Genomic DNA, 26,967 nt, shown 5'->3' with positions numbered 1-26,967 from the left:
GCCGGCGTGGCTCGCCTGGCGGGTGCCGCCGTGGTGACACGCCGCTACCGATGCAATCTAACTTTGGACTGTAGCATGGTCGCCGTGCGATCGGCATGCAATCTGCTCACGCGCGCTGAAAGCGCCCGCCTGGTAGCGCAACGATCGTACCAGCCAATTCCAGTTCCAGCAGTACCGCTTGCAGTGTCGCGCAGTCCAAATGGGTACGCTGTACTAGGGTTTCAAGCGTGACGGGATCGTGTCCGATTGCGTCCAGGGCTGCGCGCCGCGCTGCGTCTGCGGGATGGCTGGCTTGAGTATTCCGTGCAGCAGCGAGGTACGCTGGGCGGCGTCGGGCGCTCGACCAGGGTCCGATTGCGCGATGTCGGGTGGAGGCGCGCACCGCAGCGGTGCCGCGCCGTGCGTCACCGGGCGTGACGGTGCGGTACCGCCGTGGACGCGCGTGGTGGTCAGTCACCAACGGATCGGCCGGTACGGCGGCCGTGGCGTCGCCCCAATCGGCTGCCGGCGCGTCAGCCAATTGGGACGTTTCAGCGCGCACTGGCCGGATGGTGGCGCGCTCGGCCGGGCGGGTTGTCGACGCACCGGCTGTATCGGTTGTGAAAGCATCTGGTACGTGGGCTGCCGAAATATCCGATGTGTGAGCTACCGAAGTATTCGATGTGTGGGCTACCGAAGTATCCAGCGTATGGGCCACCGAAGTACTCGGCGTATGGACTGCCGAAGCATTCGGTGTATGGGTCATCGAAGTATCATGCCTATGAGCCGTTAAAGCCTCTGGCATGCGGGTCGCCAAAGCATCCGAAGCACAGATTGCCGCCTCGGGCCTGTGGATTGCCGACAGCTCAGGCGTGTGGGCTGCCAGCGCATGGGTCGCGTAGACGGTCGGTGGGGCGGCTTGCACGCTGGCCGGGGCGGTGCCGGGGGCCGCTTCGACGCCGGGCTCCGGCAATCGAAGCTCGGTCAGCACGTCGTGCGGTGTTTCGACTAGCTTGGCGCCGTCTTTGATCAGCCGGTGACAGCCACGGGACATCGGCGAATGGATGGAGCCGGGAATGGCGAAGATGTCGCGGCCAATGTCGTTGGCCAGTCGCGCGGTGATTAACGAACCGGAATAGGGGGCGGCCTCCACGACGAGCACGCCCCGTACCATCGCGGCGATGAGTCGATTGCGTTGCGGGAAGTGCTGGCGCAGCGGCGCGGCGCCCAATGGCCATTCGCTCAGGATGGCACCGCCACGCTCGACGATTTCAGCCGCCAGGCTGACGTGACGTTGCGGGTAAATCACATCCGCGCCAGAGCCGGTGATCGCCACTGTTACGCCGCCGCTATCCAGCGCGCCGCGATGCGCGGCACCGTCGATGCCCAACGCCAGTCCCGATACGATGCACACACCCTGTGCCGCAAGCGCCTGCGCGAACAAGCGCGCATTGTCATTGCCTTGCGGCGTTGGATTGCGGCTGCCGACGATCGCCAGCGCTGGTCGGTGCAGCGCGCCGATCGTGCCATGCACGTAAAGTAGCGGCGGCGGATCGTACAGTGTCAGCAGCGCGGGCGGATACGCCGGGTGGCCGAACGGCACGATCAGCCGTGCATCTCCGGCGGTCCACGCAAGCGCGGCCTCCACGCGTGGTGCCACCGCGTCGCGGCTTTGCAGCAACGCCTGCGCGGCGACGGCGCCGACTACACGCTCCAGGCCCGCGGCCGTCTCGGTCATGATGGGTCGCGGCGAGCCGAATGCCGCGAGCAGCGCGAGCGCCGCCGATGCCGGCACGCGCGGCGTATGCGCGAGCGTCAACCAGGCAGCGAGTTCATCTGCCGCAAGCATCGGCGGCTGAATCGTGGTATTCATCGCGTGATAAAATTTTGTCAGTCCAGTAGGTTGGTTTCCAGCGTTCCCGGTTCGCGTCTCAGGACCCGCGCGCCGTGTCCGCCAGTGCAAGCGCCAAGCGGCCTTTGCGCGCCCGCGATGCCGCCCGCGGCTTGATTCGGGGGCGCTGCGCCCTGACTTAACTATTACCGAAGATGAAGAGGTGGGCGATTCGGCCGATTGGCCGACGCTTGTGCGCGAATACGAGTCCACTCGAGAGGACTGATTGATCATGGCTTTGCTCAATATCCTGCATTACCCCGACAAGCGCCTGTACAAGGTCGCCAAGCCCGTCGAACGTGTCGATGAGCGCATCCGCAAACTGGCGGCCGATATGGCCGAGACGATGTATGCGGCGCCCGGCGTCGGGCTAGCGGCCACGCAGGTGGATGTTCACGAGCGCGTCGTGGTCATCGACGTGTCGGATACTCGCGACGCGCTGCGCGTGTTCATCAACCCGGAGATCGTCTGGTCGAGCAATGAGCGCAAGGTCAATGAAGAGGGGTGCCTGTCGGTGCCGGGCATCTATGACAGCGTCGAACGCGCCGAGCGGGTTCGCGTGCGCGCATTGAACGAGAACGGCGAGCCTTTCGAGCTGGAGTGCGAAGGATTGCTCGCGATCTGCATCCAGCACGAGATGGATCACCTGCTCGGCAAGGTATTCGTTGAGTATCTGTCGCCGCTCAAGCAGATGCGGATCAAGACGAAGATGAAGAAACTCGAGCACGCGATGTGACGGCCGCGATGACGTCTACCCTTCGCGTAATCTTTGCCGGTACGCCACAGTTCGCAGCGACCGCGCTGCAGGCGATCCACGACGCGGGCTTTGCGGTGCCGCTTGTGTTGACGCAACCTGATCGTGCGGCGGGACGCGGAATGAAGTCCTCGTCGAGTCCGGTCAAACAGCTCGCGCTGGCGCGGGAGTTGGCGCTCGCGCAGCCGCCCTCGTTGCGATGCGACGGCAAGTATCCTACTGAAGCGACCGACGCGTTGGCGCTATTGCGCGCCACGCCGCACGACGTGATGGTAGTGGCTGCATACGGGCTGCTGTTGCCGCAAGCGGTGCTCGATATCGCACCGCATGGCTGTATCAATATTCATGCGTCGTTGTTGCCGCGCTGGCGCGGTGCGGCGCCGATCCACCGCGCGATCGAGGCCGGCGACCGAATCACGGGCGTCACGTTGATGCAGATGGACGTGGGTCTAGACACGGGCCCGATGCTCATGCGTGAAGCCGTGGCGATCGAGCCGACGGACACGACGGGTACGCTGCATGACAAGCTGGCCGCGACCGGCGCGCGGCTTATCGTTGCCGGGCTGCGCGAGCTGGAGCGTACCGGTTCGTTACCGGTGACGCCGCAGCCAAGCGAAGGCGTCACGTACGCGCACAAGCTATCGAAGCAGGAGGCGGCGCTGGATTGGCGCTTGCCAGCCGAAGTGCTCGCATGCAAGGTGCGCGCTTTTGACCCGTTTCCGGCCGCGCATGGGATACTGGGGGGCACGCCCCTGAAGATCTGGGCCGCCGAGCCGGTATGCGCCAGCGGGCCTGAGCTGGCTCCGGGCACTATTCGGGCTGTGGACAGTGCTGGCGTGACGATCGCCTGTGGCGAGCATGCATTGCGCGTTACCCAGTTGCAAAAGCCGGGAGGCAAGCGGCTTGCCGCCCGAGAATTCGTGGCGGGATTTCCGCTGCGCGTGGGGCAGCGCTTCGAGACCGGGCCGAACGATCGGCCCCAGGCTGCGCTACCGTCGCAATAGAGAGTGGCCATGCTGGGAATCACGCATTTTCCGCTTTTCATCGCCGCGGTGTTTCTGCTCAACCTTACGCCGGGCCCCGACACCGCGTACATCGTGGGGCGCAGTCTCGCGCAGGGGCGGAAGGCCGGTGTATTGTCCGCGCTCGGCGTGTCCACCGGCGCCTGTGTGCACACGCTGGCGAGCGCGTTCGGCCTGACCGCGCTGCTTGCTGCGTCGGCGACGGCGTTTTCGGTGTTCAAGATCGCGGGTGCGGTGTATCTCATTTATTTAGGGACCCGGTTGCTGCTGACTAAGCCACGGCCCGGCGGTGTGGCGACGGCGGGCGCCGCCGCGGGCATGCCCAGGCCGTTGCGCGCGGTGTATCTGCAGGGTTTCTGGACGAACGTGCTAAACCCCAAGGTTATGCTGTTCTTCGTGTCATTCTTTCCGCAATTTGTATCGGCGCAAAGTGACTACAAGCCGCTGGCGTTCCTGGTACTCGGCGGGATATTTGTCGCGATGAGCCTGGTCTGGTCCTGTTTCGTGGCTTGGATCGCCGGCACCGCGACGCAGCGGCTGTCGGGGCGTGCGCGGGTTAGGCAGTGGCTGGAGCGCGGTGTGGGCAGCGCTTTCATTGGGCTCGGTATCAAGCTGGCGATGACGACACGCTGACGGGTGGGGCATTGAATTTTTGATGCACACCCCTATCTAACATAATCCTTACGACGGGTCGTTTGGTTCGGAGTGGCTAACATGTTCAACTGGTTCAAGACTGCGTTGCTGATGGCCGCGATCACCGCGCTGTTCATTGTGATCGGTGGCATGATCGGCGGCACGCGCGGCATGACGATCGCGCTGGTGTTCGCGCTGGCCATAAATTTTTTCTCATACTGGTTTTCGGACCAGATGGTGCTGAAGATGTACAACGCGCAGGAGGTCGACGAAACCAGCGCACCACACTTCTATCGGATGGTCCGCGAACTGGCTACGCGCGCTGGGCTGCCGATGCCGCGCGTGTACCTGATCGACGAAGACCAACCGAATGCGTTTGCAACCGGCCGCAACCCGGAGCACGCGGCGGTCGCGGCGACCACCGGTATCCTGCGCGTGTTGTCCGAGCGTGAGATGCGCGGCGTGATGGCGCATGAGCTTGCGCACGTCAAGCACCGCGACATCCTGATCTCGACGATTTCGGCGACGATGGCGGGAGCCATCTCCGCGCTGGCCAACTTCGCGATGTTCTTTGGCGGCCGGGACGAGCAAGGTCGGCCGACTAACCCGATTGCTGGTATCGTGGTTGCGCTGTTGGCGCCGTTAGCCGCCGGTCTGATCCAGATGGCGATTTCGCGTTCGCGGGAGTTCGAGGCGGACCGCGGCGGCGCGCAGATCAGCGGTGATCCGCAAGCGTTGGCGGCAGCGCTCGATAAAATCCATCGGTATGCGGCGGGCATTCCGTTCGCTGCTGCGCAGGAGCACCCGGCGACCGCGCAGATGATGATCATGAACCCGCTGTCCGGTGGCGCGGTCCAAAACCTGTTCTCCACTCACCCGGCGACTGAGGAACGGATCGCGCGGCTGATGGCGATGGCGCGCACGGGGCGTTATAGCTGAGTGAGCCACGTGCCCTGGAAACGGCCTACCTCCGGCGCCGCCACGCTGCGGCCGGATTCTCTCGCGTTTGCGTTGGACGGTGCGGCACGCGCCCTTGCGCGGCTGCGGGCCGGGACCGCGCTGCCGGACGCGCTGGCCATCGTCCATGCGGGCATCGCGTCGGCGCAGGCTCGCGGCGCAATCCAAGACCTTGCCTATCGCGCGACGCGGCAATTGGCACGAGCTGACGCGTGGCTGGACGCGCTGGTTCGCAGAGCGCCTGCTGAACACGTGGCGAATGTGTTGCGCTGCGCATTCGCGTTGCTTGCTGAGCCTGATGCGACGCGCGCATACCCTGACTTCACGGTGGTCAACCAGGCGGTCGCTGCGATCGCGGCCCGCGCGGATGTCGCGCATACGAAGGGGCTGGTCAATGCCGTGCTGCGCAATATGGTCCGTTCACGGCCCGCTTTGCTTGCCGAAGCGATGCTTGATCCGGTTACGCGCTGGAACTATCCTCGATGGTGGATCGACACACTGCAGCGCACGTGGCCCGACGACGCGCAGCGTTTGCTTGAAGTGGGCAACGCGCATGCGCCGATGACGCTGCGGGTGAACCGTCGTCAGACGGATGTGGCGACCTATCTCGAGAGGCTGCGGGCAAGCGGCATCGACGCGTTGCGCAACCCGGCTTGCCCAGATACCGCGCTCACGCTGCGCGAGCCGATGCCGGTCGAACGATTGCCCGGTTTCGCGCAAGGCGCGATTTCAGTGCAGGATGCGGGCGCGCAGCGTGCCGCCGCGCTGCTCGACGTGCGCGACCGAATGCGTGTGTTGGACGCGTGTGCGGCGCCCGGCGGCAAGACCGGGCATCTTCTCGAATGCGCCGATATCGAACTGGTGGCGCTCGACAGGGATGCGGCACGGGCTGCGCGCATCAACGAAAACCTCGCGCGGTTGAAGCTGCGCGCCAGCATTCAGATCGGTGATGCAGGTGAGCCGGGTCAGTGGCACGATGGCCGGCGATTCGATCGTATACTGGCCGACGTGCCGTGCTCCGCGTCAGGCATCGTCCGGCGCCATCCGGATATCCGCTGGCTGCGACGTTCCACCGACATCATCGCATTGGTTGCCGAGCAGCGCCGCATCGTGCAGGCGCTCTGGCCGCTGCTGGAGCGCGGCGGGCAATTGCTGTATGTGACATGCTCGATCTTCCCGGAAGAAGGCGAGCAACAAGCCGCATGGTTTGAACACGCGCTCGAAGATGCGGTACGATTGGACGCGCCGGGCCAAATCCTGCCCACGGCGGCGTGCCCGGGTGAGCATTGCGATGCTCACCGTGACGCCCGATCGGACCTCGACCAAGACGGATTCTTCTACGCGCGCTTTCAGAAACGGTGACCCAATCACGCTTTTTCTCGTCACGGCTCGTTGCCGTTTTCGGTCTGGTGCTGGCGGTCTGGTTCGCGACATTCGCATCGGGCTCGCGCGCGGACACATGCTCGGTGCAGCGGGCGTCGTTACAGGCCGACGGCAACGGTTGGAGCCTGGACGCGCGGTTCGACTTCCAACTCAACAGCAGTCTGGAAGACGCTGTCAACCGGGGCATCCCACTGTATTTCACGACGGAGTTCCAGTTGAGTCGCGCGCGCTGGTATTGGTTCGATGAGCAGCCGGTCAGCGTGTCGCAAAGTCTGAGGCTGTCGTTCCAGCCGCTCACGCGCGAGTATCGCGTGTCCACCGGCGGGTTGCAACTGGGCTTTCCGACATTGGAGGACGCGTTGGCGGTGATTCGCCATGTCACATCGTGGCATGTAATCGACCGCTCGCAGGTCAAGCCCGACGAGACCTATACGGCGTCGGTACGCATGCAGCTCGATACCGCGCTGATGCCCAAGCCGTTCCAGATCGACGCGGTCAACAATCGCGACTGGAACCTGGCCTCGGACTGGAAGCGGTTTACGTTCACGGCGGGCGAGCATGGCAAATAGCATGAGGTTCAAGAGTCTGCTGGTTAGGCTGCTGATCGGGACGTTCGTGCTGACCGCGCTGCTGCTGTTGGGGTTGCTGGCGCTCGCCAGCGCGAACACCGAGTTCTTCGACCGCTATTATTCGTGGCTGTACACGGCGAACTTCGTCGTCGCGCTGATCTTTATGCTGATCGTCGGTGGATTGGTGTGGATCATCGTCAGCCGGCTCAGGCAGGGGCGTTTCGGCACGCGGCTGCTCGCCAAGCTGGCAGTATTCTTCGCGCTCGTCGGTGTGCTGCCGGGCGGTATCATCTACCTGGTGTCGCTGCAGTTTGTGTCGCGCAGCATCGAATCGTGGTTCGACGTCAATATCGAGACGGCGCTGACCTCCGGATTGAACCTCGGGCGCGGCATGCTCGATGCGTCATTGTCGGACCTACAGAATAAAGGCCGGCTGATGGCAGACCAGCTTGCCAATACCGATCCGTCCAATATGACGCTGACGTTGCTGCGGCTGCGCGACCAGTTCGGCGTGCATGATGCGACGATTGTCGAGCCGGCGCGTAGCGTGTCCGGTGCGACCGGCGAGATGCGCGTCATCGCGCAGGCGTCGTCCAATTTTGCGGCGATTTTGCCAGATGACCTGCCCACGCCGCTGGTACTCGGCCAGGCGCGCGAGCGTGGCTATGCGGCCGTGGAGGGCGAGATCGACAACAGCGGCGCGGGTGCGCATACCGCCGCCAAGGACGTGCTGCGGCTGCGCGTGGTAGTCCGTATCCCGAGCACGGACACGAGCGCGCTGCAACCGAGCGAGCGCTTTTTGCAGCTCGCGCAGCCGGTGCCGTCGTCGCTGGCGCACAATGCCGACGCAGTGCAGCGTGCGTACCGCGAATACCAGGAGAAGGCGCTCGGCAGGACCGGCCTGCGCAAGATGTATATCGGTACGCTGACGCTTGCTTTGTTTCTCGCGACATTTACCGCGATGATGCTGGCGCTGGCGTTGGGCAACCAGTTGGCGCGTCCGCTGTTTCTGCTGGCTCAGGGCACCAAGGAGGTAGCGCGCGGGGATTACACGCCCAAGCGCGAAATCAAGACGAACGACGAACTGGGCTTCCTGACCCAATCGTTCAACGCAATGACGCGCCAGCTCTCCGATGCGCGCGCCGCGGTCGAGCGCAACCAGATCGAGCTCGAGCATTCGAAGGCTTATCTGGAAAGTATCCTCGCGAACCTGACGGCGGGGGTGTTCGTATTCGATCATCAGTTTCGACTAACCACGGCGAATCGCGGCGCGGAGCGGATTTTCCGGCAACCTTTTGACGCCTTGCTTGGCGTGCCCCTGGAGCAGATCACCGTGTTGGCCGCGTTCGGCGCGATGATCCGCAAGGCGTTTGCCGAACGTGATGCGGCGCGCTCCCCTGAGCAAGGCCTGCCGCCCGACACCGGACATTGGCAACAGCAGATCGCGATCGAGGTATCCGGTGAAAGCGACCCGCTGACACTGCTCGTGCGCGGCAGCCGCCTTGCGCAGCCTGGCCTGGCTCATGCGCCGCAGATGGGCGCCGCGGGCTATGTGGTGGTGTTTGACGATATTTCTGACTTGATCTCGGCGCAGCGCTCGATTGCGTGGGGCGAAGTCGCCCGGCGGCTCGCGCACGAGATCAAGAATCCGCTCACGCCGATCCAGTTGTCGGCCGAGCGGCTGCAAATGAAGCTCGGCGACAAGCTCGCGCCGGAAGATGCGGGCTTTTTGAAGCGCAGTGCGACGACGATCGTCAACCAGGTTGCCGCCATGAAGCGCATGGTCGACGATTTCCGCGAATACGCGCGCACGCCTCCGGCGGTGCTCGTGAACTTACAATTGAACGAGTTGGTCACCGAAGTGTTGACGCTGTATGGGATCGAGGACGGCAAGGGCCCGTTGAAGGTGGCGCTGTCGGCATTACCGGTGATCAAGGGCGATCCGACGCAGCTGCGGCAGGTCGTGCACAACCTGTTGCAGAACGCGCTGGATGCGGTCGCGGACGTTCCGAGCCCGCATATCCTGCTCGAGACTAGGACAGTAGAATACGGCGAGCCCGATGCGCAAGGGCAATCGCGCGTCGCGGTCCGGCTTGCAGTATCGGACAATGGTCCGGGCTTTCCCGCGCGCATCCTGGCACGCGCGTTCGAGCCCTATGTCACGACCAAATCTAAAGGGACAGGTCTCGGGCTTGCTACGGTGAAGAAAATCATCGACGAGCATGGTGCGCGTATCGACATCCGCAACCGCACGAAGCCGGGAGAACGGGGCGTGGCTGGCGCGCAGATATCGATTTTGTTCCTGCAGTTGGCCGACGGCGTCGATGCACCGGACCCTTTAGGCGACACGCGCACGCCGCAATCCGCTGCAGCGGCGAAGGACACGGCGCATACAAAAGCAATAGCGGCAACAGCGCAGACAAAGGTAGCGTAAATGGCAACCATTCTGGTGGTAGACGACGAAATGGGTATCCGAGAATTGCTCTCGGAGATCCTGAGCGACGAAGGACATGCTGTCGACGTCGCCGAAAACGCACAACAGGCACGGGAGTATCGGCAGCAATCGACGCCGGACCTCGTACTGCTCGACATCTGGATGCCGGATACCGATGGTGTGACGCTGCTCAAGGAATGGACGGCACAGGGCCAACTAACGATGCCGGTCATCATGATGTCAGGGCATGCGACGATCGACACCGCGGTCGAGGCGACGAAGATTGGTGCGTTGAATTTCCTCGAAAAGCCGATTGCGCTGCAGAAGCTGTTGAGTGCGGTTGAACAAGGGCTGGCGCGCGGAGAGGCCGCACCGTCGGCGACGGCGGCCAGCAAGCCGCCCGTGCCGGCGACGCAAACGATCGCCGGGGCGGCAGCGTTGCCGGTCGCGGACGCATTGGATGCCGCGTCCAATGGTGTGGCAGGCGTGCCGACCACGGCCATCTCGTTCGACATTCCACTGCGCGATGCGCGCGACGCGTTCGAGCGTGCGTATTTTGAATATCACCTCGCGCGTGAGAATGGCAGCATGACGCGCGTTGCGGAAAAGACCGGGTTGGAGCGTACCCATCTGTATCGTAAGCTTAAGCAGCTTGGCGTTGAACTGGGCAAGAACAAGTCGGAATAACGGCGCCGCGCGCTGCCTGCCTCGCTGCACCGCCCGTGCCACGTGTGCCACGCCGAAAAAAACTTGAGGTCTGCAGCAGGCCTTGATATAATTTTTGCTTCGCGTGGCCCGGTAGCTCAGTTGGTAGAGCAGCGGATTGAAAATCCGCGTGTCGGTGGTTCGATTCCGCCCCAGGCCACCACCGATTGATTGACAAAAACCCAAGAGCCGAAAAGTTCTTGGGTTTTTGTTTATTGATTGCCTGTTCATGGAGGCGAGGCTTGCACTGTCGGTGCGTGCGACGCTCCAGGTAACGCGGACAGGCGAGGAATCCTACGAATCATGCAACACGACAAGTATGCGGCGCGCGAGGCCGAGGTCACGCGCACCCGCATCGCATTCCATATCCACCATTTTGGACTTGGCGGGACCGAGACCGCACTGATGGGATGGTTGCATGCGCTGGATCGTGGCGCGTTCGACGTCGACTTGATCGTCGGGTTTCCGACTGAGGAGTTCGAACAGCATTTCCGGGCGCAGCTGCCTGGCGACGTGCGCGTGCACTTTCTCGCCGACCGGCCGTGGCAGTATCGGCTCGAGACGCTGCGGCTGCAACGCCGGCTCAGCCGAATTGGCCGTATCGTGCAACAACTGTTATTGCGACCGTACTTGCGACAGGTGTTCGCGCGCCGGATTCGCGCCCTTGCGGCTCACTACGACTTGATCTGCGACTTCGATCTGTCGCTGCGCCAGCACGCGGGCGCCGGCGGCAAGCTATGGATCGGCATCAGCCACTTCAGCCTCGCGGCCCGGCTCGGCAATCGGCCGGCCAAGGTCAAGCGGCTCGCACGTCAATACGCGCGCTACGCAGCAGTCGCGGCACTCAATACGGGCATGGCGCGCGAGGCGCGGCAGATGTTTGGTGCGCGATTGCGCGACGTCATCGAATTGCCGAACGTCATCGACCCTGCAGTGATCCGGGCACAGTCTGAAGCATTGGTCGAGTTGCCGACACGTCCGTATATCGTATCGGTTGCGCGGCTCGACGGTGATCAAAAGGATCATGAAACGTTATTGGACGCGTACGCGCGGATGCGCGAGCGTGGCCATGGCGACGCGATGCTCGTGCTGGTTGGCGATGGTCCTTACCGCCCGGTATTGGAGCAGCGGGTCAGCCGTCTCGGGCTGGCTGATAGCGTCGTGTTTGCCGGCTTCCATGCGAATCCGTTCCCCTTCATGCGACATGCACGCGTGTTGGTCTTAAGTAGCCGCTCCGAGGGATTCGGGATGGTGTTGCTCGAGGCGATGGCGCTTGGTACGCCGGTCGTGTCAAGCGATTGCCCGAACGGTCCTCGGGAGGTGCTCGCTGATGGTGAGGCGGGACTGCTGGTGCCGGTGGGTGACTCGGTCGCGATGGCAGAGGTGTTGCAGCGAGTACTGACGGACGACGTATTACGCGGGCGTTTGGTGGCGTGTGGGCTCGCGCGCGTACAAGAATACGGCCCTCACGCAGCGAATCGCCGCCTGGTGGAGTTGGCCTCGCGCTTGTGCAAGCGCGATGCTGGGTTGGCCGACGTGGCTGCGTCCGTGAGGTCCGCTGGGTCCGCATGATAAAATCCATTGTTTTGCGCCGCCCTCCGGCAGGCCGATGACCGGTAAACACTCGCGCGCAGTGGCCCGCGCGGCGCCGGCCTATACTGCCTGCATCTGATCGAAGGAGTGCCACGGTGACTCGGACAGACGCCCAACGCGGCGCGCTCGTATTGTTTTCCGGTGGACAGGATTCGGCCACCTGCGTGGCATGGGCGCTTTCACGCTACGATCGCGTCGAAACCATCGGCTTCGACTACGGGCAGCGGCACCGCGTCGAGCTGGAATGCCGCGAGGGGTTCCGCGATGCGTTGATCCGCGCGTTCCCTCAATGGAAGCCGGCGCTTGGCGACGACCATCGCGTTGACCTGTCGGTGCTGGGGGCGATCAGCGACACAGCAATGACGCGCGAGATCCAGATCGAGACCCAGGCTAACGGGTTGCCGAACACATTTGTGCCAGGCCGCAACTTGATGTTCATGACGATCGCGGCAGCGGTTGCGTACCGGCGCGGGCTCGATGTGCTGGTGGGCGGCATGTGCGAAACTGATTTTTCCGGATATCCAGATTGTCGCGATGACACGATGAAGGCGCTGCAAGTGGCGCTGAATCTGGGCATGGACCAGCGTTTCGTGCTCGAAACCCCACTGATGTGGCTGGACAAGGCGGACACTTGGCGGCTTGCAGAATCGACTGGCGGCGAAGCGCTGGTCGAGCTGATCCGCGTCGAGACGCATACATGCTATGTCGGCGAGCGGGCTCAATTGCACGATTGGGGCTTCGGTTGCGGCGAGTGTCCGGCATGCAGGTTGCGCGCACGCGGCTACCACGCATTCCGGCATGGCGGGCGCGTTGATCCCGCGTCGCTTTGACGCTTCAGGGGTAGGCAGTGAGATGACGTACGCGGTCAAAGAAATCTTCTACACGTTGCAGGGAGAGGGCGCCAATGCCGGTCGACCGGCGGTGTTTTGCCGCTTTGCGGGCTGCAACCTGTGGTCGGGCCGCGAACAGGACCGCGCGGATGCGGTGTGCCGCTTTTGCGACACCGATTTTGTCGGCACCGACGGCGAGAACGGCGGCAAATATCGCGATGCCGATGCGCTGGCGGCGAAGATCGCGTCGCTGTGGCCGCCTGGCGAGGTTGCGGCACAATACCGTTTTGTCGTTTGTACCGGCGGCGAGCCGATGTTGCAGCTCGATGCGGCGTTGATCGACGCGCTGCACCGTGAACGATTTGTCATCGCGATCGAGACCAACGGCACCCTGCCGGTGCTTCCCGGCATCGATTGGGTCTGCGTAAGCCCGAAGGCTGGTTCGTCCCTCGTGGTGACGCGCGGCAACGAACTGAAGGTTGTGATCCCGCAGGACAACCAGCAGTTGTCGGAATACGCGCGGCTGGATTTCGAGCACTTTCTCGTGCAACCGATGGATGGTCCATCGCGCGAACTGAACACGAAGCTGGCCGTGGATTGGTGCAAGCGGCATCCCCAATGGCGCCTGTCGATGCAGACGCATAAGTACTTGAATATTCCCTGAACCAGGCGCTGGACCACCGTGCTGACTATCACGCGCAAACTCGCATTCGACGCAGGCCACCGTATCCCGGATCACCGCAGCCAGTGCAGGAACCTGCACGGCCATCGGTATGTGCTGGAAATCACCTTGCAAGGCGAACTCGTCGATACGGAAGGCGCGCCGGATCGCGGCATGGTGATGGACTTTGCCGACGTGAAGCGGCTGGCGATGGAGCACTTGGTGAACGTGTGGGATCACGCGTTCATCGTCTATGAGCAGGATGTGATGGTCCGTTCTTTCCTCGATACGCTGCCCGAGCACAAGACGGTCGTGCTGGACCGGATCCCGACTGTCGAGAATTTGGCTGCTAAGGCGTTCGAGATCCTGGCCCACGTCTATGATGCGCATTACGGCATCAACCTGCGGCTGGCCAACGTACGCCTGTACGAGACGCCCAACTGCTGGGCCGATATCAGCCGCGACTGAACGCCGCCAGGGCCGGGCACCGACGCGCCGTCGTCAGCTTTGCATCAGGCGTTTTTGTCGCGCCACGCTCATGATCATCCCGGTCGCGATGCCCAATGTGATCAGCGCGGTGCCGCCGTAGCTCATGAATGGCAGCGGTACGCCTACTACGGGCAGAATACCGCTGACCATGCCGATATTAACGAATGCGTACATGAAGAAGGACAGCGCCAGCGCCCCGGCCAGCAATCGGCCGAACAGCGTGGCGCCGTTGGCCGCGATGTACAGGCCACGCGCGACGAGCAGCAGGTACAGGAACAGCAGCATGAGCCCGCCGGCTAGACCGAACTCTTCGGAGAACACGGCGAAAATGAAGTCCGTATGTTTTTCCGGAATGAACTCCAGGTGCGCCTGCGTTCCCTTGAGCCAGCCTTTGCCGAAGGCCCCGCCGGAGCCGATCGCGATGACCGCCTGAATCGTATGAAATCCTTTGCCAAGCGGGTCTGAACTCGGATCGAGCAGCGTGCAGACGCGGTGCTTCTGGTAGTCGTGCAGCAGAACCCATTGCACGTCCGGCTGACAAATCCGGTCCTCGGTTGCGATCAATGAGCCGACGCCGATCACCAGCGCCAGCAACAGCGGCACGATTAGCTTGAAACTCAAGCCCGCGAAGTAGATCACGAACAGTCCCGTGGACAGCACCAGGATCGCAGTACCCAAGTCGGGCTGTTTGGCGATCAGCCCGACCGGCACTGCCAGGATGATCAGGCCGATCAGGTAGTCGTACCACCGTATCACGCCCTCGCGTCGCTGGTAGTACCACGCGAGCATCAGCGGCATGGCGATTTTCAGGATTTCAGATGGCTGAATCACGACGCCGACATTGATCCAACGTTTGGCGCCTTTCTTAGTCAAGCCGAACAGCGCCACGGCGATGAGCAGTGCCACACCGAACGAGTAGGCGGGCACGGCAAAACGCATCAGCGTCTGCGGCGGTACGTTCGCGATCGCCCACATCAGCACGAACGTGAGCAAGATATTGCGGACCTGGTCCTCGACGCGTCTGGGTACGTCCATGCTGGCGCTGTACAGCGTAAGCAGACCCACGCATAGCAACAAGAAGACGATCAACGCAAGTGGCTTGTCGAAGCCGGCGAACATCCGTTTTGCGCGTCCAATCAGCACGCGAGGCTCGATGGGCATGGCGACTCCTAGTGCGCCGGGGTAGCGCCATGCGCGCCCCCGGATCGATTCAACGTGGCTGGCGTGTCGGCCGGCGCACGCGGCCCCTGTTCCGACGGGGGCTCGTATGGACCGGGTATCGGTTGTTGGGCGGGGGGCATATCGTCGCCGCTGCCGGTGTCCGGGGTGGCGGTACCACCGCCCGCGGCGCCTGCCGCTGACGCGCCCACAGCGCCCACAGCGCCGCGTGGCGGATCGCTGCGAGTACTCTTGCGCGCCGCATCCGCGAGCACCGACGCAGACGTCACCGCCGCTGCGACGGCCGGGTTCGATGCCGCCTGTGGCGCGAAGGCGGCGCTGCTGCTGACCACCGACGCCGGCAGCGCGGCTTGTATTGGGGTTTGCGCGCCGCCGATCACCGGCGTGCCGCCGAGGTCGGTCGCCGACGCTGCCATCGCGACGGAGGCGGCTTCGGCACCGGGCTTGACGCGGTCGATCAGGTAATAGTCAAGCACTTTGCGGGCAATTGGGCCGGCCGCCCGGGCTCCCCAGCCGCCATTCTCGACGATCAATGCGAGCGCGATCTGCGGGCGCTCGACCGGCGCGAAAGCGATGAACAGCGCGTGGTCACGCAGGTGCTCGGCCAGCGCATGCGCACGGTATTTCTGGCCCTGCAGCGAAAACACCTGCGCCGTACCAGTCTTGCCGGCCGACGTATAGGGTGCGTTACCAAAGATTTTGTACGCGGTGCCTGACGGGCTGTCCATCACGTTTTTCATCGCGTGCTTGACGACGTCGAGGTCCGCCTGCGTGATGCCTTGGATGCGGCCACTGGATTTGGGCACCGTCAGCCGGAATTCGCGCGTGATCGGGTTCTCGACATCCTTGACCAAGTGAGGTTTCATGACCACACCGTTGTTCGCCAGCGTCGCGACAGCGTGCGCGAGTTGCAGGATCGTATACGAATTGTAACCTTGGCCGATGCCGAGACTGATCGTCTCGCCTTCGTACCAGCGCTGCTGCTCGGGCTTGCGATAGGCGCGTTTCTTCCAGTCGGTGGACGGCAGCACACCGCGTGCTTCGCCCTCGACGTCGATGCCGGTCTGCTGGCCGAACCCCCACTGCTTCATAAAACTCGCAATCGTGTTGACGCCCAGATCGTGTGCGAGCATGTAGTAATACGTGTCGTTGGACACGACGATCGAACGGTACATGTCGACCCAGCCCTGTCCCTGTGGCACGTCGTTGCGGAATGTGTGGCCGCCGAACGTGTACGAGCCAGGATCCTGGAAGCTCCAATTCGGCGTACGCTTGTGCGTGGCGAGCGCGGCCAGCGCCATGAACGGCTTGTATGTCGAGCCAGGCGGATAGGTGCCGCGTAGCGGCCGGTTCAGCAGCGGCCGGTCGGGTGACGTATTCAACTCATCCCAGGTTGGCTGATCGATGCCATCGACGAACAGGTTTGGATCGAAGCTGGGCGACGACACGAACGCAAGCACGTCGCCCGTCGACGGTTCGATGGCGACCAACGCGCCGCGCTTGCCTGCAAATGCCTGCTCCGCGCTTTGCTGCAGGCCGATATCGAGTGACAGCCGCAGATTGTTGCCGGGCTTGGCCTGGGTGCGCGACAGCGTGCGCACCGGGCGGCCACCCGCGGTCACCTCGACTTCTTCGAAGCCCGTCACGCCGTGCAACTCGGTCTCGTAGCTCTGCTCGACGCCGATCTTGCCGATATAGTCGGTGCCGTTGTAGTTGTTCGCATCGAGTCGCGGATCGTAGTGCTCCGGGTCACTGTCGTTTTTTTCGCTGGCCGCGTCGATGCGCTCCTGGTCGCGCTGTGAAATACGGCCGATGTAGCCGATCACGTGCGCCGCGGTCGTACCGAGCGGGTATTGCCGGAACAGCCGCGCGCGCACTTCCACACCCGGAAACCGATAGCGCTGCGCGGTGAAGCGGGCCACTTCGTCGTCGGTCAATCGCGTGCGAATCGGTAGACTCTCAAAGTTTTTCGAGTCCTCCTGCAGTTTCTTGAAGCGGCGGCGGTCGCGCGCATCGATATTGACCACGTCCGACAGCTGCTCGATGACCTCATCCAGTGTGCCGTCGATCTTCGATGGCGTGATCTCCAACGTGTAGGCCGAGTAGTTCTTCGCAAGCACCACGCCGTTGCGGTCGATGATGATGCCGCGATTCGGCACGATCGGCGCGACCGAGATGCGATTTTCGTTAGCCTGAAGCGAGTATTTGTTGTAGTTCCAGACTTGCAGATACAGAAAGCGACAGCCGATCAGCGCGAAGCACGCGAGCACGAACACGCCCGCGGCGGCCACACGAAGCTTGAAGCGCGCCAGTGCCTGCCGGGGATGGTTGAACTGCGTCATCTGCGAGCGGGCCCCGGTCAAATCGGTCGCGTGTCGTCGTGGTCGGCCGCGCGTTTCTGCGGCAACAGCAGTAGCACGCTGGCAACCGGCCACAGCAGCGCGCCGACGAAGCCGTCCAGCAAGTAGCCCCAGCCCGGGAATGCACCGCCGGCAATCAGCCGAATCGCGAACGGCACGGCCTGCGCGAGCATCAGCAGCGGCATCACGACGAAGACCTGCGCACCCAGCGATAGCCACAGCACGCGCCGGTGCACCATGATTGCCCCGTACGACAGCAGTGTGTAGGCGAGCGCGTGCTCGCCGAATAGGCTCGCATCGTGCACGTCGATTAGCAGCCCAAGCAGGAACGCGATGCCCATGCCGACCTTGCGCGGTTGATGCACGTTCCAAAACAGCAGCACGATCGCGACGAAATCGGGCACGCCGATCCACTTGCCCCATGGCAGCAGATTCAAAAAAAACGCCGCGGCCAGGCTGAACGCAATGAAGTACGGATTGACCGGCAGCAAGATGTGATGAGGTCGATTCATTGCCGTGCTCTGGTTACCGTGGCCGACGCGGCTCGGGCAGATAATGCCGGCGAGCCGGTGCCCGTCGCAGCCGGTGCCGCGGCGTTCTTGCCGGCGGCTGCCTTCGCGCCCTTCCTGGCCTTTGCCTTACCGGCATCCTTGGCCGCGCCGGTGTCCGTGTCGGTGGGGTGCGGCGGCGTGCGCGCATCGTAGCGCAGTACCAACAACTGGCGGGCGCCCCGCACCGGCGCGAGCGGCTCGCAGACCACCCGGGCGAATGTGGTGTCCGCTTGGCGGTCGACGCAAATAACCTTGGCCACCGGCAGTCCCGGCGGGTAGACGCCGTCCAGCCCATTTGTCACCAGTTCGTCGCCGGTCTTCACATCAGCGCTGGTCGGCACGAACCTCAGATCCAGTACGTCGCCCTTAGGGGTGCCGTAGATGACGCTGCGAATGCCGGTGCGTACCACCTGCACTGGCACCGCCTGGTCCTTGTCGGTCAGCAGCGTGACCTCAGATTGCAACGGGAAGACGCGTGTGACTTGCCCGATTACGCCTTTTTCGTTCACCACCGGTGCGCCTGCCTGCACATCCTGCTGGCTGCCGCCGGCGATGATGACCTTCTGCGTGAATGGGTCGCGCGTGTCGTACTGAATCTCGGTGGGTGTTGTCTGTATCGTTGAATGCTGCTGTAACTGCAGCAGCCGGCGCAGATGTTCATTCTCGGCCAGCAGTTGGGCCGCTTGCGACGCATGTACCGACAACTGCAGATTCTTGTCGCGCAGCGTCTGGTTCTCGCTGCGCAACGAATGGATCGTGACGAATAGGTCGGTGCCGCCGACGATCAGATCGCGTGGCACCAGCGCCGCGCGTTGTAAAGGATAGAGCCCCGTGCCGATCACTTCGCGCACGACTTCGAGCGTTTGAAAACGCGCGTCGGTAATCAACAGTACGAGCGCGAGACCGACAAACGTGAACAGACGCGCGAGCGCCGAAGGACCTTGCTTGAACAGGGGCGGCGGACTGTATTCCATGGTCGACGCCCGAAACCGCATTTACTTCAGCCGGATCATTCGTACGAGAAGATGCTGCCGAGCTTGTCCATCCGCTCGAGCGCCATGCCGGAGCCGCGCACCACGCACGTGAGCGGATCCTCGGCTACCAGCACCGGCAGCCCCGTTTCCTCCGCGAGCAGCCGGTCCAGGTCGCGCAGCAGTGCGCCGCCGCCGGTCAGCATCATGCCGCGTTCGGCGATATCGGCGCCCAGTTCCGGCGGTGTCTGCTCCAGGGCGATCTTGACCGACGAGACGATCTGGTTCAACGGGTCCGTCAGCGCTTCCAAGATCTCGTTGCTCGAGATCGTGAAGCTGCGCGGGATCCCTTCGGACAGGTTACGGCCCTTGACCTCCATTTCTTTCACTTCGGAGCCGGGGAACGCCGAGCCAATCTCCTTCTTGATCGCCTCGGCGGTCTGCTCGCCGATCAACATGCCGTAGTTGCGGCGGATGTAATTGACGATCGCTTCATCGAATTTGTCGCCGCCAACCCGTACCGAGCCCTTATATACGATGCCGCCGAGCGAAATCACGCCCACTTCGGTGGTGCCGCCGCCGATGTCCACGACCATCGAGCCGGTCGCCTCCGACACTGGCAGGCCGGCGCCAATCGCCGCGGCCATCGGTTCCTCGATCAGGTAGACTTGCGATGCGCCGGCGCCGAGCGCGGCTTCACGGATTGCCCGGCGCTCGACCTGTGTCGAGCCGCACGGCACGCAGATGATGATTCGCGGCGATGGCGAGAACATCCTCGATTCGTGCGCGGTCTTGATGAACTGCTTGATCATCTGCTCGGTGACGCGGAAGTCGGCGATCACGCCATCCTTCATCGGGCGGATCGCCTCAATGTTGCCCGGCACCTTGCCGAGCATCTGCTTAGCTTCTCTGCCCACGGCCTGGATCGTCTTTTTTCCGTTGGGCCCGCCTTCTTGGCGGATTGATACAACCGACGGCTCGTCGAGCACGATACCCTTGCCGCGCATGTAGATCAGTGTGTTGGCGGTGCCTAGATCAATCGCCAGATCGTTCGAGAAATAGCTGCGGAGAAAACCGAACATTAAAAATCCTGTCTCGCGGATGCCGGTCGCGGGAAATGTGCGTATGCGCCGGCGGCGGGTAAAACAACAGCTTCGGCAGAGGTCCGGAAGGCGGCCGCCGCGCAGTCACGAAGCTGCGGGAACAAAAATTTTACCGGCGCAGGCGGTGCACGCATCTGGGCAACGCGAATGCCGCAGCCACGGAAGTACGCGCGTGCGGAGGACATTGCTGAAAGATGACGGTAAGGCCGGCCGGGTTTAGGGCGAACGCGTAATGATACCTTATAATTTCAGCTCATTCGAAGAAAAGCGGGGGACGTTTTTGCCCGCTTTTTCCCCTCCATCCTTGGTGACCGCATGGCCTTGACCCCCACTGACGTAAACCGCATTGCGCACCTGGCGCGCATCGAGCTCGGGCAACGCGAGGCCGAGCCCATACTCGAGCAATTGAACCAGTTTTTTGGCCTGGTCGAGCAGATGCAGGCCGTGGACACGACTAGCATCGCGCCACTCGCGCATCCGATCGAGCAGATCGAGGACGTCGCGCTGAGGCTGCGCGAGGACGCCGTGACCGAGCACGTGCGGCGCGAGGACAACCAGCGCTGCGCGCCGGCGGTGCAGGACGGCCTGTATCTGGTACCGCAAGTGATCGAATAACGCGACGCAGGAAAACCGCACGATGCATCAGAAAAGCCTTACTGAATTGCGCGCCGCGCTCGATACAAAGCAGGTATCGGCGCTCGAGCTTGCGCAGCACTTCCTGCAGCGTATCGAGGCCGCACGCGAGCTGAACGCGTTCATCGACGTGAATCCGCCACTGACGCTGGACGCGGCGCGCGCGGCCGACCAGCGGCTCGCGCGCGGCGAGCGTGGGCCGCTGCTTGGCCTGCCGGTGGCGCACAAGGATGTATTCGTGACCCGCGGCTGGAAGTCCAGCGCCGGCTCCCGGATGCTGGCCGACTACGTGAGTCCGTTCGACGCGACGGTCGTCGAGCGGCTGGCGGCGGCGGGCATGGTCACGCTGGGCAAGACCAACATGGACGAGTTCGCGATGGGCTCGTCCAACGAGAATTCGTTCTTCGGCCCGGTACGCAACCCGTGGGACCGGAATGCGGTGCCGGGCGGCTCGTCGGGCGGCTCGGCCGCGGCGGTGGCCGCTGCACTGGCGCCGGTGGCCACCGGCACCGACACCGGCGGCTCGATTCGCCAGCCGGCGTCGCTGACTGGGATTACCGGCATCAAGCCGACCTACGGCCGCGTCTCCCGCTACGGGATGATCGCGTTCGCGTCGTCGCTCGACCAGGGAGGGCCGATGGCGCGCTCGGCCGCCGATTGCGCGCTCGTGCTAGGTGCAATGAGCGGTTTTGACCCGCGCGATTCGACGAGCTTGCCACGCGACGCGGAAGACTACACGCGCTGGCTTGGCAAGCCGTGGCAGGATGCCGGCGCGCTCGCCGGCCGCCCGCTCGCCGGGCTGCGCATCGGGTTGCCGCGTGAGTACTTCGGCGCGGGGCTGTCGGGCGACGTGCGCGCGGCGATCGATGCGGCACTGCGGCAATACGAGGAACTTGGCGCGACACTGGTGGACGTATCGCTGCCTAAGACGGAGCTGTCGATCCCAGTCTACTATGTGATCGCGCCGGCCGAGGCGTCGTCGAATTTGTCACGTTTTGACGGCGTGCGCTACGGCCATCGCGCGGCCGAGTACCGCGACCTGCTCGACATGTATAAGAAGACACGCTCGGAGGGCTTTGGCGCCGAGGTCAAGCGCCGCATCCTAGTCGGCACGTACGTACTGTCACACGGCTACTACGACGCGTACTACCTGCAGGCCCAAAAGATTCGTCGGATCATCGCGCAGGACTTCCAGAACGCGTTCGAGCAATGCGACATGATCATGGGCCCGGTGTCGCCGAGCGTCGCGTGGAACCTGGGCGAGAAGGCCGACGATCCGCTGCAGATGTATCTGGCGGACATCTATACGCTGTCCACGAGCCTAGCCGGATTGCCGGGCATGAGCGTGCCATGCGGCTTTGGCACTGGCGCCCATGCGGCGCGGCCGGTCGGCCTACAGATCATCGGCAACTATTTCAACGAAGCGCGGATGCTGCAAGTCGCCGATGCGTTCCAACGCGTCACCGATTGGCATCGGCAAGTGCCCGCGGGAGTCTGACTATGCAGTGGGAAGTGGTAATCGGGCTGGAGACACACGCGCAGCTGTCGACCCAGTCGAAGATTTTTTCCGGGGCCTCGACGCGGTTCGGTGCCGAGCCGAACACGCAGGCCTGCGCAGTTGATTTGGCCTTGCCCGGGGCGCTGCCCATCGCAAACCGGGGCGCCGTCGAGCGGGCTATACGCTTCGGGTTGGCGATCGGCGCGACGATCGCGCCGCGCAGCGTGTTTGCGCGCAAGAATTACTTCTATCCGGATTTGCCCAAGGGCTACCAGATCAGTCAGTACGAGTTGCCGGTTGTGCAAGGCGGCTCGATCACGATCCAGGTGGAGGCGAACGAAAAGGCTGGCCGCGATGCGTACGAGAAGACGATCAGATTGACTCGAGCGCACTTGGAGGAGGACGCCGGCAAGTCGTTGCACGAGGATTTCGCCGGGATGACCGGCATCGACCTGAACCGCGCTGGCACACCGCTGCTAGAGATTGTGACCGAGCCGGACATGCGCAGCGCCGCCGAGGCGGTGGCTTATGCAAAGGCGTTGCATTCGCTGGTCGTCTGGCTAGGTATTTGCGACGGGAACATGCAGGAAGGCTCGTTTCGCTGCGACGCGAACGTGTCGGTGCGCCGGCTCGGCGAGCAGGCATTGGGCACACGCGCCGAAATCAAGAACTTAAACTCGTTCCGCTTTCTGGAAGAGGCGATCCAATACGAGGTGCGCCGCCAGATCGAGCTGATCGAGGACGGTGGCACCGTTGTGCAGGAAACCCGGCTGTACGACCCGGACCGTGGCGAGACGCGCTCGATGCGCAGCAAGGAAGACGCGCATGACTATCGCTACTTCCCTGACCCGGACCTGATGCCGCTCGTGATCGACAGCGAGTGGATCACCGAGGTCCGCCGCGCGCTGCCGGAATTGCCGGACGCGATGAAGCGTCGCTTTGCCGAACAGTACGGCTTGCCCGGCTATGACGCGGGTGTGCTCACAACGTCACAGGCGCTTGCCGCGTACTACGAGGCAGTGGTGTCCAAGGTGGGCGTTGCGAATGCGAAGATGGCGGCGAACTGGGTAATGGGCGAGCTTGCGTCGCAGCTGAACCGCGATGGGCTGGACATCGGGCAGTCGCCGGTATCGGCCGCGCAATTGGCGCTAGTTCTCGTGCGGATCGCTGACGGTACGATCTCGAACAAGATCGGCAAGGAGATTTTTGGCGCGATCTGGGACGAGAAGGCCACCGACGACGCGGCGGCAGACCGCATCATCGACGCCAAGGGACTCAAGCAGATCTCCGACAGCGGCGCGCTCGAGGCGATTCTGGACGAGGTGCTTGCCGCCAATCCGAAGTCCGTCGACGAATACCGCGCGGGCAAGGACAAGGCATTCAACGCGCTGGTCGGTCAGGCGATGAAGGCCACGAAGGGGCGGGCCAACCCGCAGCAGGTCAACGAGCTGTTAAAGAAAAAGCTGTCCTGATCGTGCGCGCTGGTACATCGTGCCAGCGGACTCGAAGACTCATCGCAACCTGATGGTCGCCGAGCTATTGTTGCGGCGGCTGGCGGGGTTGGACCTGCGTTATCCACCGGCCAAGGCCTCGCTCAACGGTATCGTTGTCAAGTAATCCGTAGAGGCTGGCGCGTGCCGCCAGCTTCCACGATCATCCGTCAACAAGGAAACAACACACCATGCTGCGAGTCATCACCGCCAATCTGAACGGCATACGTTCCGCCGCGAAGAAAGGCTTTTTCGACTGGTTCGGCAAACAGAACGCCGACATCGTCTGCGTGCAGGAAATCAAGTGCTCGCAGGATGACATGACGCCCGAATTCCTCGCGCCGCACGGCTTCACCGGCTATTTCCAGCATGCGCAGAAGAAGGGGTACAGCGGCGCCGGGCTCTATACGAGGCATGAACCGGACGAGTTCATCGCCGGCTTCGGCAGCAAGGCGTTCGACCACGAGGGACGCTATGTCGAGCTGCGCTACGGCGACCTGTCGCTGGTGTCGGTCTATGTGCCGTCGGGTTCGAGCGGCGAGGAGCGGCAGGCGGTCAAGTACCGCTTCATGGATGATTTCTATGTGCACCTGGACGAGCTTCGGCGCGAGCGCGAAGTGATTTTCTGCGGCGACGTCAACATCGTGCACAAGGAAATCGACATCAAGAATTGGAAAGGCAACCAGAAAAACTCCGGGTGCTTGCCCGAAGAGCGCGCATGGTTAAGCAAGGTATTCGACGAGCTTGGCTATGTGGACGTCTTTCGCACGCTGGATCCGCGGCCCGAGCAGTACACGTGGTGGAGCAACCGCGGCCAAGCCTATGCGAAAAACGTCGGGTGGCGAATCGACTACCAGATCGCGACAGCCGGTATTGCCTCGACGGCCAGGCGCACGTCGATCTTCCGCGATATTAAGTTCAGTGATCACGCGCCGCTAACAATCGACTATGACTACACGCTGCGCCGCCGCGCGGCGTGACATGGCCGGCGCTCGTCGCGTCCGCTGCGGCGTCGCCACGTGGCTTAACGGTTGTGTCGGTAGCGCGGCAACGCGTCGGTAGTCGTGCCGAGCGCCTTTGCATACAGTGGCAGCATGTCGGACAATCGCTTGCGCAGGTCAGCGGCGCGCTGCGGCGTCATCGGATGGGCCGCGATGAAACTCGTCTTGCTGGCGCCCGGCAGGGCGGTGGCCCGGCTCCATACTGTCAGCGCGGCTCTTGGGTCAAAACCGGCGCGCGATGCGATCTCATCGCCGATCACGTCAGCCTCAGTCTCGTCGGCTGCATCGTAGCGTAAGTGCGCGAGGTGCGTGCCGATGTCCAGCGGCGTGGACCCGAGATCGGCCAGCCCAAACAACTGCGGGATCGTGCCGGCGCCCAATTGCGTGGCCTGTTGCCGGCCCAGGCGTTCGCGCGCGTGTTCGCGCAACGCGTGAGCCACCATGTGGCCCATCAGCATCGCCAGTTCATTGTCGTTCGGGCGCAGACGCGTGAGTAGCGCGCTGTTGATCAGCAGTTTGCCGCCGGGCAGGCAGCGGATCATCATGTGCGGCGAGCGCACCACATAGGCTTCCCATTGCCACCGTTTCGCGCGTTCATTCCATTTCAGCGCATACGGGATGAGCCTTTGCAGAATCGCGCGAACCCGTTTGACCTGCGGGTCGCCATCGGGCAGCAATTGTCCTCGCTGCTGGGCGCTGTGCACCCATTGCCGGTATTCGCCGCTGGCCTGTTGTTCAAGCATCGACGGCGAAATCAGGTGGCGGAACGCCGCCGCGTTGCCGAAGCGCACCGCCTGAGCCGGATCATATGACTCGGCGTTGCCGGTCCTCGGCTGCGCGCCGGACGGCGGCGCGACGGCACCGCCGATCAGCAGCGCCACGCCAGCCAGTCGTCTGGCGAGCACGAGGACGCCTGCCCGAGGCGGCCGCGGGCACCGAGCGCGTCCAGGACGCCAACCGACATACGGGCGCCGCATCAGCGTGCTCTCCATGGTGCAACCCGCGGCAGCAGCAGCATGCCCGGGATCGCCAGCACGGCGCACAGCAGAAAGAACTCAAACCAGCCGGTCTGCGCGACGATATAGCCGGCGCCGGCATTGGCGAATGTGCGAGGCATCGACGCGAGACTGGTGAACAACGCAAACTGCGTTGCGGTATAGCGTGGGTCAGTAGTGCTGGCGATGTATGTGGTGAACGCGGCCGTACCCAGGCCTGTGGCGAACGCCTCGAGGCTGATGACCACGGCCAGTCCAGGCAGCGTATGGCCCGTGCGGGCAAGCGCTGCGAAGCCAAGCACTGCGACCATCTGCGCGACGCCGAAAATCCACAAGCTGCGCGCCGTGCCGATGCGCATTAGCCATATGCCGCCGAGAATGCCGCCGGCAATACTCGCCCAAAAGTTGCTGGTCTTGGCCACCAGTCCGATCTCAGTTTTCGTAAAGCCGATGTCCAGGTAGAACGACGTTGCCAGCGACGTCGCCATGTTGTCGCCGAGCTTGTACAGGAAAACGAACGCCAACACGATCAGCGCCTGCTTCGCACCGTCGCGCGCGACGAATTCGCGAAACGGCATCACCACGGCTTCCTCCAGCGTGCGTGGCAGTGTGCCCTGCACCTGCGGCTCGCGCACCACGAGCGCCGTCACCACGCCAGGCAGCATGAACGCCGCGGTGACCGCAAAGACCGTCGACCACGCGAAGTGGTCTGCGAGGATCAGCGACAGCGAACCGGGCACGAGGGCGGCTAGCTTGTACGCGTTCACGTGGATTGCCGTGCCGAGGCCCTGCTCGGTGTCTTTCAGCAACTCGCGTCGGTACGCGTCGAGCACGATGTCCAGGCTTGCGCTGGCGAATGCAAGGGCGGCTGCGAGCACGGCCACCGTGCGGATTGAGTTGCTCGGCGACACGAAGCCCATGGTGGCGACCAGCGACAGCACGCCGAGTTGAGTCAGCAACATCCAGCCACGCCGTCGCCCAGGGCGCCAGCGGCCGAACCCGGGCACGAAGCGGTCCATTAACGGCGCCCACACGAATTTCCACGTATAGGGAAACTGCAACAATGCAAACAGGCCAATGGTTTTGATATCGACGCCGCCGCTGCGCAGCCACGCCTGCACCAGAACCAGCAGCGTAAACAGCGGCAGTCCCGAGGTGAATCCAAGGAACACGCAGATCAACATGCGTGTATTGAAGTAGGCGCGCCAGCCCGAGTGGGGATCGCGTGCGGCCAGTGTGCGGGCTTCGTGAGGTGGAGTGGACATGGATCTGCGGTCAACGAAAGG

General features: G+C 63.3%; 24 protein-coding genes, 1 tRNA gene and 1 pseudogene. 18 read left to right on the top strand and 8 right to left on the bottom strand.

Annotation, left to right across the window (positions count from 1 at the left end; all coding sequences use genetic code 11):
- Positions 1-106: 106 nt before the first annotated feature.
- Positions 107-1,852 carry a DNA-processing protein DprA gene (dprA, locus tag B0B13_RS20090; RefSeq protein WP_076796615.1) on the bottom strand — a complete coding sequence of 582 codons (1,746 nt, stop codon included), beginning with the start codon at positions 1,850-1,852 and terminating at the stop codon, positions 107-109.
- A gap of 250 nt (positions 1,853-2,102) precedes the next feature.
- On the opposite strand from dprA, the gene def reads away from it, so the two are divergent.
- The 13 genes from def to queD all read left to right on the top strand — a co-directional run bounded on the left by def (position 2,103) and on the right by queD (position 13,879).
- Complete coding sequence (def, locus tag B0B13_RS12105) at positions 2,103-2,606, top strand: peptide deformylase (RefSeq protein ID WP_076785758.1); 504 nt, start codon at positions 2,103-2,105, stop codon at positions 2,604-2,606.
- An 8-nt stretch (positions 2,607-2,614) separates the two neighbouring features.
- On the top strand, positions 2,615-3,628 hold the full coding sequence (gene fmt, locus B0B13_RS12100; RefSeq protein ID WP_076797316.1) for a methionyl-tRNA formyltransferase: 1,014 nt from the start codon (positions 2,615-2,617) through the stop codon (positions 3,626-3,628).
- A 9-nt stretch (positions 3,629-3,637) separates the two neighbouring features.
- A complete protein-coding gene (locus B0B13_RS12095; protein WP_076785756.1) occupies positions 3,638-4,279 on the top strand; it encodes a LysE family translocator in 642 nt (213 codons plus the stop codon).
- An 81-nt stretch (positions 4,280-4,360) separates the two neighbouring features.
- Complete coding sequence (gene htpX, locus B0B13_RS12090; protein WP_076796613.1) at positions 4,361-5,218, top strand: zinc metalloprotease HtpX; 858 nt, start codon at positions 4,361-4,363, stop codon at positions 5,216-5,218.
- Positions 5,219-6,598 carry a 16S rRNA (cytosine(967)-C(5))-methyltransferase RsmB gene (gene rsmB, locus B0B13_RS12085; protein WP_076796610.1) on the top strand — a complete coding sequence of 460 codons (1,380 nt, stop codon included), beginning with the start codon at positions 5,219-5,221 and terminating at the stop codon, positions 6,596-6,598.
- A complete protein-coding gene (locus B0B13_RS12080; protein ID WP_076785753.1) occupies positions 6,595-7,188 on the top strand; it encodes a DUF4390 domain-containing protein in 594 nt (197 codons plus the stop codon). Before rsmB ends, B0B13_RS12080 begins: the two co-directional genes overlap by 4 nt.
- A gap of 1 nt (position 7,189) precedes the next feature.
- Positions 7,190-9,622, top strand: a complete 2,433-nt coding sequence (locus tag B0B13_RS12075; protein WP_286137299.1) for a sensor histidine kinase — start codon at positions 7,190-7,192, stop codon at positions 9,620-9,622.
- The gene (gene esaR, locus B0B13_RS12070; RefSeq protein WP_076785751.1) at positions 9,623-10,309 is read left to right on the top strand and encodes a response regulator transcription factor EsaR; all 687 of its coding nucleotides are present in this window, start codon (positions 9,623-9,625) and stop codon (positions 10,307-10,309) included. It begins immediately after the preceding gene.
- Between the two features lie 105 nt (positions 10,310-10,414).
- Positions 10,415-10,490 (top strand) — tRNA-Phe (locus B0B13_RS12065).
- 140 nt (positions 10,491-10,630) lie between these two features.
- Positions 10,631-11,899: a glycosyltransferase gene (locus B0B13_RS12060; RefSeq protein WP_076796604.1), complete on the top strand. Its 1,269-nt coding sequence runs from the start codon at positions 10,631-10,633 to the stop codon at positions 11,897-11,899.
- 116 nt (positions 11,900-12,015) lie between these two features.
- Positions 12,016-12,750, top strand: a complete 735-nt coding sequence (gene queC, locus B0B13_RS12055; protein ID WP_076796602.1) for a 7-cyano-7-deazaguanine synthase QueC — start codon at positions 12,016-12,018, stop codon at positions 12,748-12,750.
- Between the two features lie 22 nt (positions 12,751-12,772).
- Positions 12,773-13,414: a 7-carboxy-7-deazaguanine synthase gene (gene queE, locus B0B13_RS12050; protein WP_076785889.1), complete on the top strand. Its 642-nt coding sequence runs from the start codon at positions 12,773-12,775 to the stop codon at positions 13,412-13,414.
- 18 nt (positions 13,415-13,432) lie between these two features.
- A complete protein-coding gene (gene queD / locus B0B13_RS12045) occupies positions 13,433-13,879 on the top strand; it encodes a 6-carboxytetrahydropterin synthase QueD (protein WP_076785890.1) in 447 nt (148 codons plus the stop codon).
- Positions 13,880-13,912: 33 nt separating this feature from the next.
- Here queD and rodA read toward each other — a convergent pair whose 3' ends face one another.
- The 5 genes from rodA to B0B13_RS12020 are packed head-to-tail and all read right to left on the bottom strand — an operon-like array spanning position 13,913 to position 20,043.
- The gene (gene rodA / locus B0B13_RS12040; RefSeq protein WP_076796599.1) at positions 13,913-15,061 is read right to left on the bottom strand and encodes a rod shape-determining protein RodA; all 1,149 of its coding nucleotides are present in this window, start codon (positions 15,059-15,061) and stop codon (positions 13,913-13,915) included.
- An 8-nt stretch (positions 15,062-15,069) separates the two neighbouring features.
- Positions 15,070-17,421 (bottom strand): penicillin-binding protein 2, encoded by a 2,352-nt coding sequence (gene mrdA, locus B0B13_RS12035; protein WP_083703731.1) that lies wholly within the window; start codon positions 17,419-17,421, stop codon positions 15,070-15,072.
- A gap of 17 nt (positions 17,422-17,438) precedes the next feature.
- Positions 17,439-17,951, bottom strand: a complete 513-nt coding sequence (gene mreD / locus B0B13_RS12030) for a rod shape-determining protein MreD (protein WP_076785892.1) — start codon at positions 17,949-17,951, stop codon at positions 17,439-17,441.
- Positions 17,948-18,964 (bottom strand): rod shape-determining protein MreC, encoded by a 1,017-nt coding sequence (mreC, locus tag B0B13_RS12025; protein WP_076796597.1) that lies wholly within the window; start codon positions 18,962-18,964, stop codon positions 17,948-17,950. The genes mreD and mreC overlap by 4 nt, the downstream gene beginning before the upstream one ends.
- 35 nt (positions 18,965-18,999) lie before the next feature.
- Positions 19,000-20,043, bottom strand: a complete 1,044-nt coding sequence (locus tag B0B13_RS12020) for a rod shape-determining protein (protein WP_076785893.1) — start codon at positions 20,041-20,043, stop codon at positions 19,000-19,002.
- 336 nt (positions 20,044-20,379) lie between these two features.
- Between B0B13_RS12020 and gatC the strand changes: the two genes are divergently transcribed.
- From gatC to B0B13_RS12000, 5 genes and pseudogenes are all read left to right on the top strand, one after another.
- The gene (gene gatC / locus B0B13_RS12015) at positions 20,380-20,679 is read left to right on the top strand and encodes an Asp-tRNA(Asn)/Glu-tRNA(Gln) amidotransferase subunit GatC (RefSeq protein WP_076785894.1); all 300 of its coding nucleotides are present in this window, start codon (positions 20,380-20,382) and stop codon (positions 20,677-20,679) included.
- 22 nt (positions 20,680-20,701) lie between these two features.
- The gene (gatA, locus tag B0B13_RS12010; protein WP_076796594.1) at positions 20,702-22,195 is read left to right on the top strand and encodes an Asp-tRNA(Asn)/Glu-tRNA(Gln) amidotransferase subunit GatA; all 1,494 of its coding nucleotides are present in this window, start codon (positions 20,702-20,704) and stop codon (positions 22,193-22,195) included.
- Positions 22,192-23,667, top strand: coding sequence for an Asp-tRNA(Asn)/Glu-tRNA(Gln) amidotransferase subunit GatB (gene gatB, locus B0B13_RS12005; RefSeq protein WP_076797315.1), 1,476 nt, complete (start codon positions 22,192-22,194; stop codon positions 23,665-23,667). Before gatA ends, gatB begins: the two co-directional genes overlap by 4 nt.
- Positions 23,666-23,812 (top strand): annotated as a pseudogene (locus B0B13_RS19455) (polyphosphate kinase 2 family protein); the annotation flags it as partial. The gene gatB and the pseudogene B0B13_RS19455, both read left to right, overlap by 2 nt.
- Before the next feature lie 64 nt (positions 23,813-23,876).
- Entirely contained in the window at positions 23,877-24,665 is a 789-nt protein-coding gene (locus tag B0B13_RS12000) for an exodeoxyribonuclease III (RefSeq protein ID WP_076785896.1), read from the top strand.
- Positions 24,666-24,709: 44 nt separating this feature from the next.
- On the opposite strand, the gene B0B13_RS11995 is transcribed toward B0B13_RS12000, so the two are convergent.
- Positions 24,710-25,591, bottom strand: coding sequence for a M48 family metallopeptidase (locus B0B13_RS11995; protein ID WP_237574010.1), 882 nt, complete (start codon positions 25,589-25,591; stop codon positions 24,710-24,712).
- A 71-nt stretch (positions 25,592-25,662) separates the two neighbouring features.
- A complete protein-coding gene (locus B0B13_RS11990; RefSeq protein ID WP_076796588.1) occupies positions 25,663-26,946 on the bottom strand; it encodes an AmpG family muropeptide MFS transporter in 1,284 nt (427 codons plus the stop codon).
- Positions 26,947-26,967 lie beyond the last annotated feature (21 nt).

It is taken from the genome of Burkholderia sp. b14, assembly GCF_900156195.1.
In the GTDB taxonomy this organism is placed as follows: Bacteria; Pseudomonadota; Gammaproteobacteria; order Burkholderiales; family Burkholderiaceae; genus Mycetohabitans.
This window is presented reverse-complemented; position numbering and strand designations above follow the sequence as displayed.

Bases quoted from the DNA above. Each gene is read 5' to 3' on its own strand.
- B0B13_RS12095 (WP_076785756.1), top strand. From the start codon at position 3,638: ATGCTGGGAATCACGCATTTTCCGCTTTTCATCGCCGCGGTGTTTCTG.
- htpX (WP_076796613.1), top strand. From the start codon at position 4,361: ATGTTCAACTGGTTCAAGACTGCGTTGCTGATGGCCGCGATCACCGCG.
- B0B13_RS12000 (WP_076785896.1), top strand. From the start codon at position 23,877: ATGCTGCGAGTCATCACCGCCAATCTGAACGGCATACGTTCCGCCGCG.
- B0B13_RS12020 (WP_076785893.1), bottom strand. From the start codon at position 20,043: ATGTTCGGTTTTCTCCGCAGCTATTTCTCGAACGATCTGGCGATTGAT.
- mreC (WP_076796597.1), bottom strand. From the start codon at position 18,964: ATGGAATACAGTCCGCCGCCCCTGTTCAAGCAAGGTCCTTCGGCGCTC.
- mreD (WP_076785892.1), bottom strand. From the start codon at position 17,951: ATGAATCGACCTCATCACATCTTGCTGCCGGTCAATCCGTACTTCATT.
- fmt (WP_076797316.1), top strand. From the start codon at position 2,615: ATGACGTCTACCCTTCGCGTAATCTTTGCCGGTACGCCACAGTTCGCA.
- esaR (WP_076785751.1), top strand. From the start codon at position 9,623: ATGGCAACCATTCTGGTGGTAGACGACGAAATGGGTATCCGAGAATTG.
- dprA (WP_076796615.1), bottom strand. From the start codon at position 1,852: ATGAATACCACGATTCAGCCGCCGATGCTTGCGGCAGATGAACTCGCT.
- mrdA (WP_083703731.1), bottom strand. From the start codon at position 17,421: ATGACGCAGTTCAACCATCCCCGGCAGGCACTGGCGCGCTTCAAGCTT.
- B0B13_RS11990 (WP_076796588.1), bottom strand. From the start codon at position 26,946: ATGTCCACTCCACCTCACGAAGCCCGCACACTGGCCGCACGCGATCCC.
- def (WP_076785758.1), top strand. From the start codon at position 2,103: ATGGCTTTGCTCAATATCCTGCATTACCCCGACAAGCGCCTGTACAAG.
- B0B13_RS12060 (WP_076796604.1), top strand. From the start codon at position 10,631: ATGCAACACGACAAGTATGCGGCGCGCGAGGCCGAGGTCACGCGCACC.
- rodA (WP_076796599.1), bottom strand. From the start codon at position 15,061: ATGCCCATCGAGCCTCGCGTGCTGATTGGACGCGCAAAACGGATGTTC.
- gatA (WP_076796594.1), top strand. From the start codon at position 20,702: ATGCATCAGAAAAGCCTTACTGAATTGCGCGCCGCGCTCGATACAAAG.
- B0B13_RS12075 (WP_286137299.1), top strand. From the start codon at position 7,190: ATGAGGTTCAAGAGTCTGCTGGTTAGGCTGCTGATCGGGACGTTCGTG.
- queE (WP_076785889.1), top strand. From the start codon at position 12,773: ATGACGTACGCGGTCAAAGAAATCTTCTACACGTTGCAGGGAGAGGGC.
- gatC (WP_076785894.1), top strand. From the start codon at position 20,380: ATGGCCTTGACCCCCACTGACGTAAACCGCATTGCGCACCTGGCGCGC.